We start from the raw sequence: 15,929 nt of genomic DNA, 5'->3' as shown, positions 1-15,929 counted from the left end.
GCAAGGTGGTGGATCAGGGCCTGCCGCCCATCTGAGTCGACCCGAGATGCCTGGTCGGCCCGGCAACCACATAACCTTCGGGATCGTCGATCCAGGCCTGCAGCGCGGCTGGCGCCCAGCCGCATGCGCGTCCTCCGAGGTGAACGGGCGGCGGGAACTTGCCTTCGGCGATTCGCCGATACAAGGTGGCGCGGCTCAACGCCGTGATGCGCATCACGTCAACCATACGAAAAAATGCGGGAGACGCCATAGGCATGTGAAGCGTGTCGCGATGGCCGGTGGGGGACGTGAGTGACATGGCGAATCCTGAGAAAGTAACCATGTCCTCAGATTGCCTCAGAAGGTCTTTGCTGAAAACTCACGTGGGCGTACTGCGGCGAAGATGATCGGAAGAGTCTGCCGGAGCGACGACGGATCGGGCCTTGTGCAATCGCTTGAACCCCCGATCCCGTTCCATGAACGCCTCCAGCATGTGCGGAATCAACGCCACAGCATCCACCGCCTCGCCGTAGGTCTGCGCATGCAGTGCGGCATAGCGGTCGAGTTTCACCTTCAAGCTCGCCGAACAGGTGAAGGTCAGTTTGAGAGTCTCGGTCTTCGGCAGCGGCCCGAGACGCAGCTTGTTCGCGCTCATCGCGATGTCTCCTTGACGAAGAACATCGGCTGATACGGCCGCAGCACCAGATCTCGATTGACGATGATGCGCACCGGCAGGCCGGGGCGACTGGTCAGCGTCGGCTGGATGTTCATGTTGCGTCGGGTCATCTCCTGGCCCACCTGATTCACGGTGTCCTGCAAGCCGTCGCGCCCGGCGATGATGACGCGATCTCCATCCTGGCGGTTCTCCGGCGCCGCCAGCTCGGCGCCGATGCCCAGCAAGGTCGTCATCGCCGCGCCCGCAAGAATGCGATCCCAATGCCAATCGACCCCATCCTCCAGACCGGCGTAGCCGGCGGGGTCGGCGCCCACCAGATTGTCGAGCTGGAACGAAGACGTGTCCGGCAGGATCATCCGGTTCCACACCACCTGCGTGCGCCTTTGGCCGTAACTGACCTGGCTGTTGTACTTGCCCATGAGGCGCGCGCCTTGCGGGATCAGCAGGAACTTGCCGGTGGCTGTGTCGTAGATCGGCTCTGTCACCGTGGCAATGACATCGCCCGGCAGGTCGGATTTGATACCTGTGACCAATGCTGCCGCGATCACCGTGCCGGCCATCACCTGGTACGGCGAAACGGGCAATTGCAGGGAACCGGAATTGCGGGTTTGCGCAGAACCGGCGTTGGACAGAAACGCTTCCTTCTGGTCCTGCCGGTTTTGCACTGCCGTGGGGTCGCTTGGCTGCGCAGCCGTTGAAGCGGGTCCAGCGGCCATTGGATCGAAGGCCGCGTTCGCAGCCAGTCCAGCCGCAGGCGCGCCCTGTGCTGCTGCCACAGGGGCGGCCACCTTCGCTCCACCTGAGCGAAAGAACACTGACGAGGCCGCCGCTTCCTCTGCCTCTTTCAAGCGCGCTAGACGATCCGCTTCGGCCGGATCGTGTCCAGGCTGCTGGTAGCCGTACCCCTGCGCCTGCTGCTCGGCTTTGTGGATCGGGCCTCCAAGGTCGCCCGGCAGCGGGGCACCCAACTGCGGTACCGCAGGCGGCAGTTTGGAATAGTCGGCTGGCAATTGGTCGAGCCCTTCGGAGCGCGACACGCGATCGACGTTGTACAACTCGGTGGTCTCGCCTGCGTTGCGCCGCTGCGGTTGCAGCGACCACATCAAGGCCCCCAGTACGGCAACCGACAGGCCCCCGGCGAGTGCGGCCAGCATGCGTCGGTTCAAGCGTGTGACCGCACGCGGCTGTGCACGCAATGTCACGTCTTCGGGGGCCGCCTTGGACGGCACGTCCGGCATCGGAACAGCGGCAGTGGTGTCCTGGTTCATGGTCAGTTCCTCCGCGCTCCAGAGATCCCGTCCGTGCGCTCGATGCGCACCACGTCCCCCTTGTCCGCCCCCAGCCGCAATTCGGCGGCACCGAACAGCCGGTCCACGATGTAGTACGGCGAGCGGAAGCGGTAGTTGACCAATTGCCCATCCCCTTGCGCACCAATCACAAACAACGGCGGCAGTTCACCTTGCGCAATACCGCCGGGGAACTGGATGTAGACCTTCTCGCCGTCATCGAAGGCGCGCAACGGTTTCCATGGTGGATTGCTGCCGCTGATCGCATAGCGAAAGCGAATGCGCTCCAACGACAGGCCCGCATCGACTGGCGCGGCGGTCTGTGCGGCTTGCGCCTGTCGCTGCAAAGCCAGCATCCGATCCTTGGGGTAGTCCCAGGACACCGACGCCATCCACGTCTTCGCGGTCGAGGTCAGTTCGATCAGATAGGTGCGCCGACTGGTGGTGATGACCAGATTGGTCTTGAGATTGCTGCGTGTGGGCTTGACCAGCACGCTCACACGCAGGTCGGCACCGCTGCCGCTGGAGGTGTCGCCGACGATCCAGCGCACCGTATCGCCTGCGGCCACCGTCACCAGTTCCTCGCCGGGTTGCAGTGACACGACCGTCACACGTCCTGGACTGGCATAGACCTGGTACAGCGCACCGTCCGTAAACGGCCAGACCTGAATCGCATTGACGTAGCCCTCGCGGGTGGGCGCCATGCGGGCTTCCTGATTGGCGCGCGAGACGCGCACCTTCTCATCGTTTGATTCGGGAGCGGCCTTTTCTTCGGCCAGCATGGGCAACGGCTTCATCTGCGCGGGCAGTGGCAATGGTTCTGGCACGGTCACCACCTCGATGGGCGTGGGTAATTCGGGCAACACCTGTGCCGCGACCGGCTCGTCCAGGGTGATGGTCGGCGGCGGCTTGCCCTGTGTGGCGCAGCCCGCAAGGGCGGCCAGCAGAGACACGAATACGGAAATGCGCAAAGTCGGTTTCATGGTTTGGTTCCTTCGGAAGAATCGAGTTCACGGCTCCACGACAACCCATTGACGTAGATGCCCAGCGGATTGCGGCGCAGGCGCTCTTCGGTGCGCGGTGTTTGCAGGACGATGGAAACCACCGCCGTCCATCGCTCCAGCCCGGCGGCCGCACCGTTGACATAGCGGCGCTCGGTCCAGCGCACGTTGAACGACGCATCGCTGGCGCGCACGATGCTGGTGATCTGCACCGTCACCGACTCCTTGCCGATACGGGCGAAGGGATCGTTCACCCGTGCGTAGTCGTTGAGCACCGCCGCGCCGCGGTCGGTGGTGTAGTCGTAGGCGTCGAGCCAGTTCTGCCGCACGACGATGGGGTCGATGGACAGCGAGCGCACAAGGCTGATGAAGCGCGCCAAGTGGTGCGCCGTCTGCGCATCGTTGGGCTTGTACGGTGTGGCCGCTTCACCGACAGCGCGCACCTGCCCGCCGCTGTCCACCTCCACCACGAAGGGCGTGACGATGGACTGTGCCGAGCGCCACACCAGGCCACCGGCCATCAGCAGGGCCAACGTGAGGCAACCAAAGGCCATCAGCCGCCAGTTCTTGGCTTGCACGCGAGACGAACCGATACGGTCGTCCCAGACCTGTTCGGCGGATTGGTACGGGGTGGCGGGCTGCGGCGTGTCCGCGTAGCGCACCTGGGGTCGTTTGAATCGCATAAAGTCTTCTCCTTAGGAATCCGAGGGGTCGCGCAGACTGGGCGCGGAGCCAGCGCCGCCGCCGTCCCCACCGCGCAGCGTGTGGGCGACGGTCGTGGCGGCATGGCTGATCTGCTGCTTGCGATGCAGGCGCTTGGCCCACGCGGGTTGCTCGGTGTTGGTGGAGGTTGCTTCGGCGCCGCCTTGGGCGGCTGGGCCGCCGGCAGCACCCGCACCGCCCGCACCGGACGAAGAGGCATCAGGTGTGATTGCGGCAGCAGCCCGCGCCTTCATCGACTGGGCTCCGGCGGCGACCTTCTGTCCGACCGACTGCGCACCAGTTTTGGCGACGTTGCCCAGGCCAGCGGCTGCGCCCTTGATGCCGCCGCCTGCGCCAGCGGAGCCGGCCTGGAACGCCGACTTCGCGCTGCTGGCCGTGGAAGAGGCGGCGCGGGCACCGCTCACAGCCATCTTGGCGGCAGCCGGCGCCATGCGCGCACCGGCCACGACGGCGCCACCCACTCCCGTCGCGACCGCGCCAGCGGCGACGGCGGTGCCGGCCACACCCAGGGCCGTGCCAGCGGCTGCGCCCGCACCCAATTGCGGCGCACCGGATACCAGGCCGGTGGCAACACCCGGACCGAAGATCCCCAGCGCCAGAAGCGTGAGCGATGCCAGCATCACCACCAGGGCATGGTCGATGGAGGGTTCGTCGGGCACCACCTGGAATTCGGCGAACAAGCCGGTACCAATGCCGACGATCACGGCGAGCACCAGCACCTTGATGCCCGAGGACACTACGTTGCCCAATACTTTCTCCGCCAGGAACGAGGTCTTGTTCCAGAGTGCGAACGGCACCAGCACGAAGCCGGCGAGCGTGGTCAGCTTGAATTCGATCAGCGTGATGAAAAGCTGGATCGCCAGCACGAAGAAGCTCATCACCACAACCAGCCACGCCAGGAACAACACCACGATGGGATCGAGGTTCACGAACACCTCGGGGAACCCGGCCATGTCGCCGATCTGCTCCAGGATTGGCGCGCCGGCATCGATGCCCACCTTGGCCAGCCTGCCGGGTTGCAGGAACTCGGCCTGCGTGATGGTGGAGCCCGACGCCACCAGCCCCAACCCGGCGAAAGATCGGAACACGATCCCCGCCAGCATGTTGAAGTTGCCGATGATGTAGGCGAAGGCACCGACGTACAGCACCTTCTTGATCAGCTTGCCCATGATGTCGTCGCCCTGACCCGATGCATGGCTCATGGCCCAAAACAGACCGGCCAGCGTCATGTCGATCACCACCAGCGTGGCGGTCAGGAAGGCGACTTCACTGCCCAGCAATCCAAAACCGGAATCGATGTAGGTCGAGAAGACGTTGAGGAAGCGGTCGATGACCGTGACATCATTCATGGCGTCACCTCCACGGGGACATCGAAGCTCGGCGGAATCGGCGGCAGCTCAGCCAGCGTGCGGTATTCATCGGGACCGGCCGTTCCGGCAAAGAAGCGGCGGCGAAAGGCCTCGGCCGCCGCCTGGCAAGCGGCGTCCCCTGTCTTCGCGCGATCCGCCTGGCACTGCTGGCGCACGGCCTTGAGCCGCACCGGATCGGCCACCAGTGCATCGATGCCATAGGCTGGTGCCGGCGGCTTGCAGCCCGCCAGCACCAGCACCGCGACCACCGTGACCACGGCGAAGAGGGGTTTCATGGCATGCCCCTCAGTTGCCGTAGAAATCGACGGCATGCGGCGTGTACGGCGTGCCGGTGCCGATGAAGCGCCGCCGCACCTCGCGGGCGCGTTCGGTCGCCGCCGCTTGCCGTGCCAGTTCCAGCGAGGCCGCGCGGTCCTGCGTGATCTGCAACTGCTGTGCCTGGATCGACTGCTTGGCCTGCAAGGCCAGGAGTTGGTTCGTGGCCTGCGCCGCCTGCAGCGCACCGGTGGCCGATTGGCTGCGGCTCACCAGGTCAGTCAGCACGCCTTCGTCGGAGGCCAGGTTCTGCGAGACCTGCGCTTGCATCCGCATGGCGGTGTGCAGGCCGTCGAGCGTGTGCTTCCAGCGCTGACGGGCATCCTGCGCCATGCGGTCCCCGCTGACGGTGGCGGCGTACTGGTCCGGGTACAGCCGGGCGAATTCCCGGTCCATGTTCTGCACGTCGTAGGCCAATCCCTGCGCCTCGGCGATCAGGCGTTCGGTGGCCGTCAGTGTGGAGCGCAAGCGGTTGACCACATCGAAATCCAGCTTCGCCAGATTGCGCGCCTGATTCATCAACATCTGCGCTTCGTTCTGGAGTTGCGTGATCTGGTTGTTGATCTGCCGCAGCGTGTTGGCGGCGGTCATGATGTTCTGCGCCAGGTTGGTGGGGTCGATCACCACCCATTGCCCATGGGCGACGGGCAAGGCGCCCAACAGCGCGGCAGCGGCAAGGGCAAGCAAGGTCTTCTTCATGGCGTGTGCTCCTGTGGAATGGACGAAGGGGATGGAAAGGACGGAACAAGATCGGCGGCCCAGTCGAGGCCGCGATGGCGCAGCCAGGCGGCGGTGAAACTGGACGACGACGCAGCGGACGAAGCAAAGGACGGGGTGGAAGACGACACGTCGTCGCGCACCGCGTCGATGTCGCGCTGGTCCTGCGGTGACGAAGCACCGGCAAAGGCCAGCGCCACCGGTCCCAGATCCAGGTCGAACAGCCGGTTGCCCAGCCGCGACTGGTAGTAGTAGTCGCGCTTGGGCACCGCCTCGGCGACGATGTCGATCTGCCGGCGATTGAGACCGAAGCCTTCGTAGATCGTCCTGATCTGCGGTTCGGTCGCCTGCGGGTTCGGCAGGAAGATGCGGCTGGCGCAGCTCTCCACGATGGCCGGGGCGATGCTGGAGTTCTGGATGTCGGCCAGCGACTGCGTGGCGAAGATCACGCTGACGTTCTTCTTGCGCAACGTCTTGAGCCACTGGCGGATGCGCGCGGCAAATACCGGGTCATCGAGAAATAGCCAAGCCTCGTCGAGGATCAGCAGGGTCGGCGCGCCGTCGAAACGTTCGTCGAAGCGGGCGAACAGGTAGCCCAGCACGGCCAGCACCGCTGCCTTGCTGTGCATCAGTTCTTCCATCTCGAAACACTGCACGGAGCCGGAGCCCAGGCGATCCGAATCCGCGTCCAGCAGCTTGCCGTGGGCGCCGCCCAGCACATAGGGCTGCAAGGCTTGGCGCAGCGCGTTGTTCTGCAACAGAACGGACAAGCCGGTTAGCGTGCGCTGCTCTACAGGCGCTCCGGCCAGACTCCCGAGCGCCGACCAGATCGCCGCCTTCTCATCCGGGCCGACGGTCACGCCTTCATGCAGCAAGCGGCCTTCCAGCCATTCGGCGGCCCAGGCTCGGTAGCGCTCCTGATCGATGCGTGCCAGCGGCTGGAATGCAATGTCGCCATCGGCGCCCAGGTCGTACTGCTCGCCGCCGAGTCCCAGGATGGTGGCGCGCATCGAGCGCCCCATGTCGAACACGAAAATGCGCGAGCCGGCATAGCGGCGGAACTGCATGGCCAGCGTCGCAAGCAATACCGACTTGCCCATGCCCGTCGGCCCGACCACCAAGGTATGGCCCACGTCGCCGATATGCGTCACCAGCCGGAACGGCGTTGCGCCATCGGTGCGGGTGACGATCAACGGCGGACCATCGAGATGCGCGTTCTTCTCCGGCCCGGCCCACACCGCCGACACCGGCATCAGATGCGCCAGGTTCAGGGTCGAGATGATGGGCTGGCGGACGTTGGCGTAGGCGTTGCCAGGGATGGACGACAGCCACGCATCGACCGCGTTCAAGGTCTCGGGAATGGTGACGAAGCCCCGGCCCTGGATGACGCGCTCCACCCGCCGCAGCTTCTCGTCGGCCGCGCCGACATCGGCATCAAGCACCGTCACGGTCGCGGTGACATAGCCGAAGGCGACTTGATCGCTGCCCAGTTCCTGCAAGGCGGCATCGGCGTCCGATGCCTTGTTCGAGGCGTCGGTATCGACCAGCGGGCTTTCCTGCTGGAAGATGGCTTCGCGCAGTAAGGCCACGACGTTCTTGCGCTTGGCGAACCACTGGCGTCGCAGGCGCCCCAGCTCCTTCTCTGATTCCGCCTTGTCCATGCACAGAAAGCGTGTGGACCATCGGTAGGCGAAACCCAGGCGGTTCAAGTCATCCAACAAGCCGGGCCAGGTCGAGGTCGGAAAGCCCCGCACCGACGCCACGCGCAGGTGTTGGTCGCCCAGCATCGGTGCGAGGCCGCCCACCAGCGCGGAGTCCGCCAGCAAGGCGTCGATGTGGAAGGGATGTTCGGGCACGCCCACGCGATAGCGGCGTGTGGAAATGGTCGCATGGAGGTAGGTGAGCGTCTGGCTGTCATCCAACCACACGATCTCGGGCATCACGCCATCAAGCAGGTCGAAGAAGCGATCCGTCTCCGACATGAAGGTCTCCAGCCGCTCGCGCCAGTCCACGCCGCCCTGCGGCGTGTTCTCATACAGCAGCTTCGCGGCGCGGGCGCGGGATTCTTCGGCAGGCAGGTACACCAGCGTCAGGTGGTAACTGCTCTCGAAGTGGCTGGCGTCCTCTTCAAAGGTCGCACGCCTTTCCTCGTCCACCAGCCACGACAGCGGCTCGGGAAACTCCGAGCGCGGGTAGCCAGCGGCGGCGCGCCGCTCGGCTTCCACGAACAAGGCCCAGCCCGAACCCAACCGGCGCAGTGCGTTGTTCAATCGAGCCGACGTAGCGATCAGTTCGCCCTGCGTGGCGCTGTCCAGGTCCGGCCCCCGAAAGCGTGCCGTGCGCTGGAACGATCCATCCTTGTTCAGTACCACGCCGGGTGCGACCAACCCAGCCCAGGGCAACCAGTCGGCTAGCAGCGCAGGCCGTTTGCGGTATTCCGCGAGATTCATCATGGCGTGTTCTCCCTGTTCGCCTCAAACGTCCAGCAGCGCGCGGTGTTTGATGTGCCGCGCAAACACGGCCATGAACTGCGGATCGAGCCGTGCGCCCCAGACCGCCAGCGAGTGGCCGACGATCCAGAGCACCAGACCGGGAATCCACAGCTGCAGGCCCAGCCCGACGGCGGCGGCCAGCGTGCCATTGGCAATCGCCACGGTGCGCGGCGCGCCACCCAGCAGAATTGGCTCGGTGAGCGAGCGATGCAGCGGCACCTCAAAGCCCGGTGCGAACTCGCTGCTGCCATCGGGTCCCGCGCTCATACGACGGCCCCGCCGGAGAAGCTGAAGAACGACAGGAAGAACGAAGACGCGGCGAACGCGATGGACAGGCCGAACACGATCTGGATCAGCTTTCGAAAGCCGCCCGACGTGTCACCGAAGGCGAGTGCCAGTCCGGTGGAAATGATGATGATCACCGCCACGATCCGGGCCACAGGCCCCTGGATCGATTCCAGAATGGAGGTCAACGGCCCTTCCCAGGGCATGCTGGAACCCGCCGCCTGCGCGGTCGTCGCCAGGCACAGCATCAGGACACCCAGCAGCAGCCCTTGTTGTGCTGGTTGCAGAAGCGAGTGGAGCCGTGGATGCGGATTTGCGGAAGTACGGGAGGCAGGGATATGGGCATGCGTCATGGCAGTTCTCCAGGGGTGGTTGAGGAAAGCGAGGGCAGCGGCGGCGCAAGCGCGTCGTCGAGCTGGTAGCCGTGCCCGTCGAAACCGGTGATGCGGGCGATGGTCTGGACGTGGCGGGCGCGGCCGCGTCCGGCAATGAAGACGACGACATTCACCGCCTCGGCGATCAGGGCGCGTGGCGGGGTCAAGGCGACTTCCAGAATCAGTTGTTCCAGGCGCAGCAAGGCACCATGGGCAGAACTGGCGTGGATGGTGGCGATGCCACCTGGGTGCCCGGTGCCCCAGACCTTGATGAGGTCCAGTGCTTCACCGCCGCGCACCTCGCCGACGATCACGCGATCCGGGCGCAGGCGCATCGTGGCGCGCACCAGCTCCGCCATCGACACCACGCCAGACCGCGTGCGCAGCGATACGTGATCGCGAGCGGCGCACTGAAGCTCTACCGTGTCTTCAAGCACCAGCACGCGGTCGCCCGTGGCGGCGATCTCGGCCAGCAGCGCATTGGCCAGCGTGGTCTTGCCGGTGCTGGTGCCACCGGCGATGACGATGTTCTGCCGCTCGCGCACCGCGCGGCGCAGGAACTCGGCCTGCTCCTCGGTCAGGATGCCATCGGCGACATAGCGATCCAGGCCGATGATGCTCACGGCGCGCTTGCGTAGCGCGAAGGCTGGCCCCGGTGCGGCGGGCGGCAGGATGCCCTCGAAGCGCTCGCCGGTCTCGGGCAACTCGGCTGTCAGCAGCGGCTGGCCGCGATGGACTTCCGTACCGACGTGGGCTGCGACCAGCCGGATGATGCGTTCGCCATCGGCCTCGGACAGTGACACACCCACTGGCGAACGTCCCGACGAAAGCCGGTCGATCCATAGGCAGCCGTCCGGGTTGAGCATGATCTCCACCACGTCCGGGTCATCGAGCGCGGCGGCAATCAGCGGCCCCATGGCGGTGCGCAGCATGCGGATGCGCCGGTCCAGCGAAGTCGCAGCGGACGAGCGTGGCAGCTCGGGTGGCGATTCCGGAGGCAACTTCGGGACGGTGCTCATGATCCGTCCTCCTGCAGTGCGGCTTCCGCGAGCTTCGCTGTATCCGGTTGAATCTCTTGAACCACGTCCTTGACCAGGCTGCGACCGCGCAGCAGGTGGCGACCGAGCTGTTCGACGAACTGCTCGAAGCGCGCCTTGCCCTGGGCCTTGGCCGCTTCCTGATGTGCTTCCGGCACCGGTGTGCTCACGGTGAGAAAGTAGCGGACGAACAGTGCCAGCGTTTCGATCTGGATGTTCTGGTCACGCTCCAGTCGTTCGAACTGGCGCGACAGCCGATCCAGCCGTTTGGCCGTCGCTGCCTCGCGCTGGTCGCCAGCGTCCGGCGACAGCCAGGAGGCCAGTGCTGCCGCGACAATGGAGGACTTGGACACGCCTTTCTTGGCGGCCAGCTCGTCCAGGCGCTTGGCATGGTCGGGTTGGATGAAGAGATTCAGGCGAGCTTGGGTCATAGCTGGATTCCGTCGTCAGGGTCGAGGGATGCCAGCCGGGCCCTGCGCTGTAGCGTCGGATCAAGCTGGCTCGGGAGGGGAAGCGCAAAGTCGTCGTCATCGAGCAGCGACAGGTCGCTGCTGGGCTGTTCGGCTTCAGGGCTGTAGGTGGCGACTTCGGACAGCTCCGGCTGCTGGCGCGGGCCGCCGTCATCGGCCGATCCGCCCAGCCCAGCCATCGCAGAAGCGGCCGGTATGGCAGGGACAGCCAATGCACTCCAGTCGTCTGCGCGTGCCGGTGGGACATCCGCATATCCGCCCAGCGCGAGCACAGGCGGCGGCAACATACGGCGCTTGAAATTGGCGTCCGCGTAGTAGCGCAATTTCTTGGCTTTGATCGGCGCATGACCTGACACCATCACCACCGATTCATCCGACGGCAGTTGCATCACTTCGCCCGGCGTCAGCAAAGGCCTTGCCGTTTCCTGGCGCGACACCATCAGGTGGCCCAGCCAGGGCGCCAGACGATGCCCTGCATAGTTGCGTTGCGCGCGCAGCTCGGTGGCGGTGCCCAGCGTCTCGGAGATGCGTTTGGCGGTGCGTTCGTCGTTGGTGGCGAAGGTCACACGCACATGGCAGTTGTCCAGGATCGAATGGTTCTGGCCGTAGGCTTTGTCGATCTGGTTGAGCGATTGCGAGATCAGGAAGGCGCGCAGGCCGTAGCCGGCCATGAAGGCCAGGGCCGACTCGAAGAAGTCCAGTCGGCCCAGTGCCGGGAACTCGTCGAGCATCAGCAGCAGCTTGTGCTTGCGCTCCACGCCATCGGAGCCGTCCAGAGATTCGGTGAGCCGCCGGCCAATCTGGTTGAGGATCAGTCGGATCAGCGGCTTCGTGCGGCTGATGTCCGAAGGCGGCACCACGAGGTACAGCGACACCGGATGCTCGGCCGAAATGAGGTCGGCAATGCGCCAGTCGCAGCGCGAGGTGACCTCAGCCACCGTGGGGTCGCGGTACAGGCCAAGAAAACTCATGGCTGTGGACAGCACACCCGAGCGCTCGTTTTCGCTTTTGTTGAGCACTTCGCGCGCAGCCGATGCGACCACAGGATGCGTGGCATCAACCAAATGCCGCGTGCTCATCATTCGGTGCAACGTCACTTCGAACGGGCACGCCGGATCGGATAGAAAGTTGGCGACCCCGCGCAGCGTCTTGTCTTCGCTCGCATAGAGCACATGCAAGATGGCACCGACCAGCAGCGCGTGCGAGGTCTTCTCCCAGTGGTTGCGCTTCTCCAGGGCGCCTTCGGGATCGACCAGGATGTCGGCGATGTTCTGCACGTCGCGCACTTCATGCGCTCCGCGCCGCACCTCCAGCAGCGGGTTGTAGGCCGCCGACTTCGCATCAGTAGGGTTGAACAGCAGGCAGTGCGAGAAGCGCGAACGCCAGCCAGCGGTGATGTTCCAGTTCTCGCCCTTGATGTCGTGGATCACGGCCGATGCGGGCCAGGACAACAGCGTCGGCACCACCAGGCCCACGCCCTTGCCCGAGCGCGTGGGCGCGAAGGTCAGGACGTGTTCGGGGCCTTCATGGCGCAGGTACTGACCGTCGTGCAGGCCGAGAAAGACACCGGTCGAGCCGGTTAGCCCGGCCTTGCGGATTTCCTTGGTATCGGCCCAGCGCGCGGAACCATAGGTCGTGACCAGCTTCGATTGCCGTGAGCGCCAGATCGACATACCGATCGCAACCACCACGGCCACCAGGCCGCTGCCGCCCGCGATGGCGCCACCGATGTCGAAGACCTTCGGCGCGTAGGCATCGAAGAAGAACCACCACTCGAATAGGCGCCACGGGTGGTAGACGGGTGTACCGAAGAAGTCGAACCAGGGCGTGCCCAGGCGTAGCTGAAAGCCCAGTGCAGCCGCCGTCCACTGCGTGGCGCCCCACACGCCGGCAATGACGATGCCGAACACCGTCAGCACCTGACCGAACAACACACTGGTTCCCTGCATGCCGACCTCCGAATTTCTCCTGCACATCGCAAGCACGAAGACGTGCCGCATATGCGAGGTTCGGTGTCGGATCAGTGCCGGTCAAAGACCGTTATCGGCACAATCCAAGGAGAAAAGGAAAGATTGCAAGCAGGGGCGTAGACAAGAAAAACGCCGCAAGCAGATGCGCATTGCGGCGTGTATGGAGATTTGGTGGAAGATTTTTGGTGATGGGCCGGTAATCAGAACTTCGGTGGCTCTTTCTGTGGCGTATAGGGGACTTTGCCATCGCCCATGAAGCGCTTCCTCGTCGCTTCGGCCACCGCGTTGCACAGCACATCCCCAAGCTTCGCGCGGTCGGCTTTGCATTGCTGGCGCAGTTCCTTCAATCGTTCGGGGTTGGCAGCCAATGAATCGACCGTCTCGGTTGGCGCGGACTGGCCGCACGCCGCCAGCAGCATGGCAAGCGTCAATACAGGAATCGTCTTCATGGCATGACCTCTCGTTGGGTGATGGAACTGGCGGCGGGCCCGTCCAAGGGGCTCACCCTGTCGATGAACCGGCTCAGTTGCTCCGAAGGTTCGCTGTCCGGCCGCAGCAGGTAGGTGGTCAGCATCGGCGATCGACCTGCCAGCGGCCGGGCAATCACGTCGGGATTGCGGGCTCCCGCAATGTGCGCCGCCGTGGCGAAGCCCAGCCCATAGCCCGCTGCTACCAGCGTCATCATCAAGTCCAATGAGGGCACACGATCAGCCACGATGAGTTTTGCGTCCACGGTTCGCAGAATCTGTTTGAGCTGCTTCCAGAAGCCCTCGCAGCTATCGGGGTGGCACAGCACCAAGGGGTAGCGCAATACCTCGCGCAAAGGAATGCGACGGTGTACCAGCAAAGGATGGCGCGCTGGTACAGCAACCACAAGTGCATCACTCCAGACGGGCTCGGCGGTGATACCTTCGCCTACTTCATTGGATTGTGCGAAACCGGCATCGAAAAAATCGCTATTCAACCCTTTGATCTGCTGCGATAGGGGAACTTCGGAAAGTCGAATCTCCACCTCTGGTTCTTCCATTCGACACTGTGCCAGAAGATCTGAAATATGTGGCTGGGCGATGCCGTCAGACACCGCGATGCGCAGGCGGCCGTGGTAGCCGGTGGCTGCTGTCTTTACGCTAGCCTTGGCTTGGTCAATGCAAGCGAAGATGCGAAGGGCTTCATCCAAAAAAACCTTGCCCGCCCAGGTCAAGCTCGTGCGGCGTGTCGTGCGCTCGAACAATTGCACGGCAAGGTGCTGCTCCAGTTCTTTGATCGCCCGCGACAGCGGCGACTGCTCGATGTGCAATTTCTCGGCTGCGCGGGCGAAGTGGAGTTCTTCCGCTACAGCAATGAAGCACCGAAGGTGGCGAAGTTCCATATGCATGTACCTCAACGTCGAAGCAATCGTGATCCTGATGTGGCATCAGGAAAGGCGCTGTTGCGTTGCCTTCACTCGTGACTATGTCCGTGACCGGACGACTCAGAGCCTCCTTGAGAAGGCGTTTTCTCGCAGCCGGCCAGCGCGGCCAGCAGGCAGATGGTCAAAAGGGTTTTGACGAAGGCGTTTTGTGTTTTCAGCATGATCTTGGGGGTGTTTGAGGTCGAACGACGGGGCGCCGCAACTGAAAATGTGAGGCGCCCCTGTTTTCACATGGCGCGTTTGATGTCGGTGTATTCGCCGCGGGTGCGCAACACGACCTTCACGTCGGCCTTTCCGCGGTTGCGCCAGTACCAGCCGTGATTGCCGGTGAATGCCGCCACGAGTTGACCGTCATCGGCGGCCACGTCGCGCCCCTTCTCATAGCTGATGTTTTTTCCGCCACCATCGCCGTGGGTATCGAAGTTGACCCGGCCACCCTGTACCACCCAGGTGTAGTCCGCCTTCGCCCCTTCGATCATGCGCATCTTGATTTCCAGGCCTTGGCCTGGTGTCAGGGCGAACGTCATTTCATCGCGCCACGGTGCCTCTTGAACGGCAGGCTTGGCTGCGGGAGCAACGGCCTGCGTCGGCGCACTGCGGGCATCCGCCGGGGGTTGCTGCGCTTGGGCCGATGCCACCAGGGAGTTGCCAGATGCGGCAGCAGTGTCGGCTGCGGCTTCCGCCGCCAACTGGGTCTTGATCTCGCCTATTTCGGTCAGGCGCAGAATGCGGCCCACACCCGTGGGGTCGATACCGTACTCAGACGGCAGCACGACGGCAACGAGGAGGACGACGGCCGAGATCGCGGCCAGGATGGTGGAACGCAACAACTGCTTGGAGGACGGCAGCTCGGCGCGCAAAGGGGTTTCACTGTTGTACATGGTTCAGATTCCTTGGGTGTTCAGGACACGAAGTAGCCAGTGAGCTGCATGCCCACAAGAATGAAGCCAGCACTCATCATGGCGACATTGGCGGTGTAGGCGTTGCGGATGAAACTGGGTGTGCGGCGCCAGTAGCTCATGCCGATCAGGATGACCGTCAATGCCAGCAGTTGTCCAATTTCCACGCCCACGTTGAAGGCGAGCAGGTTGGGCACCAGTCCATCGGGCGAGATCTCGTACTCAAGGATCTTGGTGGACAGACCGAAGCCGTGGAACAGGCCAAACACCAAGGTCGCAATCTTGGTGTTTGGCTGGAACCCCAACCACCGCTGGAATGCACCAATGTTGTCCAAGGCCTTGTAGACGACGGACAGACCGATGATCGCGTCGATCAGGTAGCTGTTGATCCCGACGTTGAAGTAAACGCCCAGGATCATGGTGGTTGAGTGACCCAACGCAAACAGGCTCACGTAGATGCCGATGTGCTTGATCCGATAGAGGAAGAAGATCACGCCGAACAGGAACAGGATGTGGTCATACCCGGTCATCATGTGTTTGGCGCCCAGGTACACGAAGGGCAGCAGATTGACGCCCGAAATTTCCTGGATATAGCCCTTGTCGCCTTCGGTGACTGCGTGGGCGAAGGCCTCTGTGCTGCCAACGAAAAGACAGATGAAGAAGGTCGAGAGAAGCAATAGACGGGATTGCCAGATCGCCCATGGCGAACGTGGCAGCCTGTCGTGAGCATGGCTGTGCATGGAGACTCCGATAGTCTGAAAGAATGGGAAGCGCTGCGTGGAGCAGCGCGAGAGCGAGAAGCGTCTCAGCCCATGGGTGGGCGTTCCAGCCGGGACGCCCGAACCATTTCAACCCATGGACGTACCAGCACCCACCAGCCCGGAAGCTGCGGTGCTGCAGAACTCCAGGCGACGGGCAGGGCGT

Annotated in this window: 18 protein-coding genes; all 18 read right to left on the bottom strand. The window is 64.0% G+C overall.

What is annotated here, in order from left to right; translation table 11 throughout:
* Window positions 1-13: 13 nt before the first annotated feature.
* The 18 genes from AC1MLT_RS07900 to AC1MLT_RS07815 all read right to left on the bottom strand — a co-directional run bounded on the left by AC1MLT_RS07900 (window position 14) and on the right by AC1MLT_RS07815 (window position 15,745).
* A complete protein-coding gene (locus AC1MLT_RS07900) occupies window positions 14-298 on the bottom strand; it encodes a helix-turn-helix transcriptional regulator (RefSeq protein ID WP_296737620.1) in 285 nt (94 codons plus the stop codon).
* A gap of 60 nt (window positions 299-358) precedes the next feature.
* Window positions 359-634, bottom strand: a complete 276-nt coding sequence (locus tag AC1MLT_RS07895) for a DUF2274 domain-containing protein (protein WP_296737623.1) — start codon at window positions 632-634, stop codon at window positions 359-361.
* The gene (locus AC1MLT_RS07890; RefSeq protein ID WP_296737631.1) at window positions 631-1,923 is read right to left on the bottom strand and encodes a TraB/TrbI/VirB10 family type IV secretion system protein; all 1,293 of its coding nucleotides are present in this window, start codon (window positions 1,921-1,923) and stop codon (window positions 631-633) included. Before AC1MLT_RS07890 ends, AC1MLT_RS07895 begins: the two co-directional genes overlap by 4 nt.
* Window positions 1,924-1,925: 2 nt before the next feature.
* On the bottom strand, window positions 1,926-2,924 hold the full coding sequence (gene trbG / locus AC1MLT_RS07885; protein ID WP_371434464.1) for a P-type conjugative transfer protein TrbG: 999 nt from the start codon (window positions 2,922-2,924) through the stop codon (window positions 1,926-1,928).
* Entirely contained in the window at window positions 2,921-3,625 is a 705-nt protein-coding gene (gene trbF, locus AC1MLT_RS07880; RefSeq protein WP_371434465.1) for a conjugal transfer protein TrbF, read from the bottom strand. Before trbF ends, trbG begins: the two co-directional genes overlap by 4 nt.
* 12 nt (window positions 3,626-3,637) lie before the next feature.
* The gene (gene trbL, locus AC1MLT_RS07875; protein WP_296737646.1) at window positions 3,638-5,014 is read right to left on the bottom strand and encodes a P-type conjugative transfer protein TrbL; all 1,377 of its coding nucleotides are present in this window, start codon (window positions 5,012-5,014) and stop codon (window positions 3,638-3,640) included.
* The gene (locus tag AC1MLT_RS07870; RefSeq protein ID WP_296737649.1) at window positions 5,011-5,310 is read right to left on the bottom strand and encodes an EexN family lipoprotein; all 300 of its coding nucleotides are present in this window, start codon (window positions 5,308-5,310) and stop codon (window positions 5,011-5,013) included. Before AC1MLT_RS07870 ends, trbL begins: the two co-directional genes overlap by 4 nt.
* 10 nt (window positions 5,311-5,320) lie before the next feature.
* A complete protein-coding gene (trbJ, locus tag AC1MLT_RS07865; protein WP_296737652.1) occupies window positions 5,321-6,049 on the bottom strand; it encodes a P-type conjugative transfer protein TrbJ in 729 nt (242 codons plus the stop codon).
* Window positions 6,046-8,520, bottom strand: a complete 2,475-nt coding sequence (trbE, locus tag AC1MLT_RS07860; protein WP_371434466.1) for a conjugal transfer protein TrbE — start codon at window positions 8,518-8,520, stop codon at window positions 6,046-6,048. Before trbE ends, trbJ begins: the two co-directional genes overlap by 4 nt.
* 21 nt (window positions 8,521-8,541) lie before the next feature.
* Window positions 8,542-8,826, bottom strand: a complete 285-nt coding sequence (locus tag AC1MLT_RS07855) for a VirB3 family type IV secretion system protein (protein ID WP_296737666.1) — start codon at window positions 8,824-8,826, stop codon at window positions 8,542-8,544.
* Window positions 8,823-9,197 (bottom strand): TrbC/VirB2 family type IV secretion system protein, encoded by a 375-nt coding sequence (locus tag AC1MLT_RS07850; protein WP_296737669.1) that lies wholly within the window; start codon window positions 9,195-9,197, stop codon window positions 8,823-8,825. The genes AC1MLT_RS07855 and AC1MLT_RS07850 overlap by 4 nt, the downstream gene beginning before the upstream one ends.
* Window positions 9,194-10,237 (bottom strand): P-type conjugative transfer ATPase TrbB, encoded by a 1,044-nt coding sequence (gene trbB / locus AC1MLT_RS07845; protein WP_296737672.1) that lies wholly within the window; start codon window positions 10,235-10,237, stop codon window positions 9,194-9,196. Before trbB ends, AC1MLT_RS07850 begins: the two co-directional genes overlap by 4 nt.
* Complete coding sequence (locus AC1MLT_RS07840; RefSeq protein WP_296737674.1) at window positions 10,234-10,686, bottom strand: CopG family transcriptional regulator; 453 nt, start codon at window positions 10,684-10,686, stop codon at window positions 10,234-10,236. The genes trbB and AC1MLT_RS07840 overlap by 4 nt, the downstream gene beginning before the upstream one ends.
* The gene (locus AC1MLT_RS07835; RefSeq protein ID WP_296737896.1) at window positions 10,683-12,674 is read right to left on the bottom strand and encodes a conjugal transfer protein TraG; all 1,992 of its coding nucleotides are present in this window, start codon (window positions 12,672-12,674) and stop codon (window positions 10,683-10,685) included. The genes AC1MLT_RS07840 and AC1MLT_RS07835 overlap by 4 nt, the downstream gene beginning before the upstream one ends.
* A gap of 221 nt (window positions 12,675-12,895) precedes the next feature.
* Window positions 12,896-13,144 carry an EexN family lipoprotein gene (locus tag AC1MLT_RS07830; RefSeq protein WP_296737677.1) on the bottom strand — a complete coding sequence of 83 codons (249 nt, stop codon included), beginning with the start codon at window positions 13,142-13,144 and terminating at the stop codon, window positions 12,896-12,898.
* Window positions 13,141-14,064 carry a LysR family transcriptional regulator gene (locus tag AC1MLT_RS07825; protein WP_296737679.1) on the bottom strand — a complete coding sequence of 308 codons (924 nt, stop codon included), beginning with the start codon at window positions 14,062-14,064 and terminating at the stop codon, window positions 13,141-13,143. Before AC1MLT_RS07825 ends, AC1MLT_RS07830 begins: the two co-directional genes overlap by 4 nt.
* 269 nt (window positions 14,065-14,333) lie before the next feature.
* Window positions 14,334-14,987, bottom strand: coding sequence for a transmembrane anchor protein (locus AC1MLT_RS07820; RefSeq protein WP_296737691.1), 654 nt, complete (start codon window positions 14,985-14,987; stop codon window positions 14,334-14,336).
* 20 nt (window positions 14,988-15,007) lie between these two features.
* A complete protein-coding gene (locus AC1MLT_RS07815; protein WP_296737694.1) occupies window positions 15,008-15,745 on the bottom strand; it encodes a HupE/UreJ family protein in 738 nt (245 codons plus the stop codon).
* Window positions 15,746-15,929 lie beyond the last annotated feature (184 nt).

Source organism: Variovorax sp. PEI5 (assembly GCF_056679935.1).
This window is presented reverse-complemented; position numbering and strand designations above follow the sequence as displayed.

What these genes read in the sequence shown, in the direction of transcription:
- trbE (WP_371434466.1), bottom strand. Translation starts at nt 8,520, where the DNA reads ATGATGAATCTCGCGGAATACCGCAAACGGCCTGCGCTGCTAGCCGAC.
- AC1MLT_RS07840 (WP_296737674.1), bottom strand. Translation starts at nt 10,686, where the DNA reads ATGACCCAAGCTCGCCTGAATCTCTTCATCCAACCCGACCATGCCAAG.
- trbF (WP_371434465.1), bottom strand. Translation starts at nt 3,625, where the DNA reads ATGCGATTCAAACGACCCCAGGTGCGCTACGCGGACACGCCGCAGCCC.
- AC1MLT_RS07890 (WP_296737631.1), bottom strand. Translation starts at nt 1,923, where the DNA reads ATGAACCAGGACACCACTGCCGCTGTTCCGATGCCGGACGTGCCGTCC.
- AC1MLT_RS07815 (WP_296737694.1), bottom strand. Translation starts at nt 15,745, where the DNA reads ATGCACAGCCATGCTCACGACAGGCTGCCACGTTCGCCATGGGCGATC.
- trbG (WP_371434464.1), bottom strand. Translation starts at nt 2,924, where the DNA reads ATGAAACCGACTTTGCGCATTTCCGTATTCGTGTCTCTGCTGGCCGCC.
- AC1MLT_RS07855 (WP_296737666.1), bottom strand. Translation starts at nt 8,826, where the DNA reads ATGAGCGCGGGACCCGATGGCAGCAGCGAGTTCGCACCGGGCTTTGAG.
- trbJ (WP_296737652.1), bottom strand. Translation starts at nt 6,049, where the DNA reads ATGAAGAAGACCTTGCTTGCCCTTGCCGCTGCCGCGCTGTTGGGCGCC.
- AC1MLT_RS07830 (WP_296737677.1), bottom strand. Translation starts at nt 13,144, where the DNA reads ATGAAGACGATTCCTGTATTGACGCTTGCCATGCTGCTGGCGGCGTGC.
- AC1MLT_RS07825 (WP_296737679.1), bottom strand. Translation starts at nt 14,064, where the DNA reads ATGGAACTTCGCCACCTTCGGTGCTTCATTGCTGTAGCGGAAGAACTC.
- AC1MLT_RS07895 (WP_296737623.1), bottom strand. Translation starts at nt 634, where the DNA reads ATGAGCGCGAACAAGCTGCGTCTCGGGCCGCTGCCGAAGACCGAGACT.
- AC1MLT_RS07820 (WP_296737691.1), bottom strand. Translation starts at nt 14,987, where the DNA reads ATGTACAACAGTGAAACCCCTTTGCGCGCCGAGCTGCCGTCCTCCAAG.
- AC1MLT_RS07870 (WP_296737649.1), bottom strand. Translation starts at nt 5,310, where the DNA reads ATGAAACCCCTCTTCGCCGTGGTCACGGTGGTCGCGGTGCTGGTGCTG.
- AC1MLT_RS07835 (WP_296737896.1), bottom strand. Translation starts at nt 12,674, where the DNA reads ATGCAGGGAACCAGTGTGTTGTTCGGTCAGGTGCTGACGGTGTTCGGC.
- trbL (WP_296737646.1), bottom strand. Translation starts at nt 5,014, where the DNA reads ATGAATGATGTCACGGTCATCGACCGCTTCCTCAACGTCTTCTCGACC.
- trbB (WP_296737672.1), bottom strand. Translation starts at nt 10,237, where the DNA reads ATGAGCACCGTCCCGAAGTTGCCTCCGGAATCGCCACCCGAGCTGCCA.
- AC1MLT_RS07850 (WP_296737669.1), bottom strand. Translation starts at nt 9,197, where the DNA reads ATGACGCATGCCCATATCCCTGCCTCCCGTACTTCCGCAAATCCGCAT.
- AC1MLT_RS07900 (WP_296737620.1), bottom strand. Translation starts at nt 298, where the DNA reads ATGTCACTCACGTCCCCCACCGGCCATCGCGACACGCTTCACATGCCT.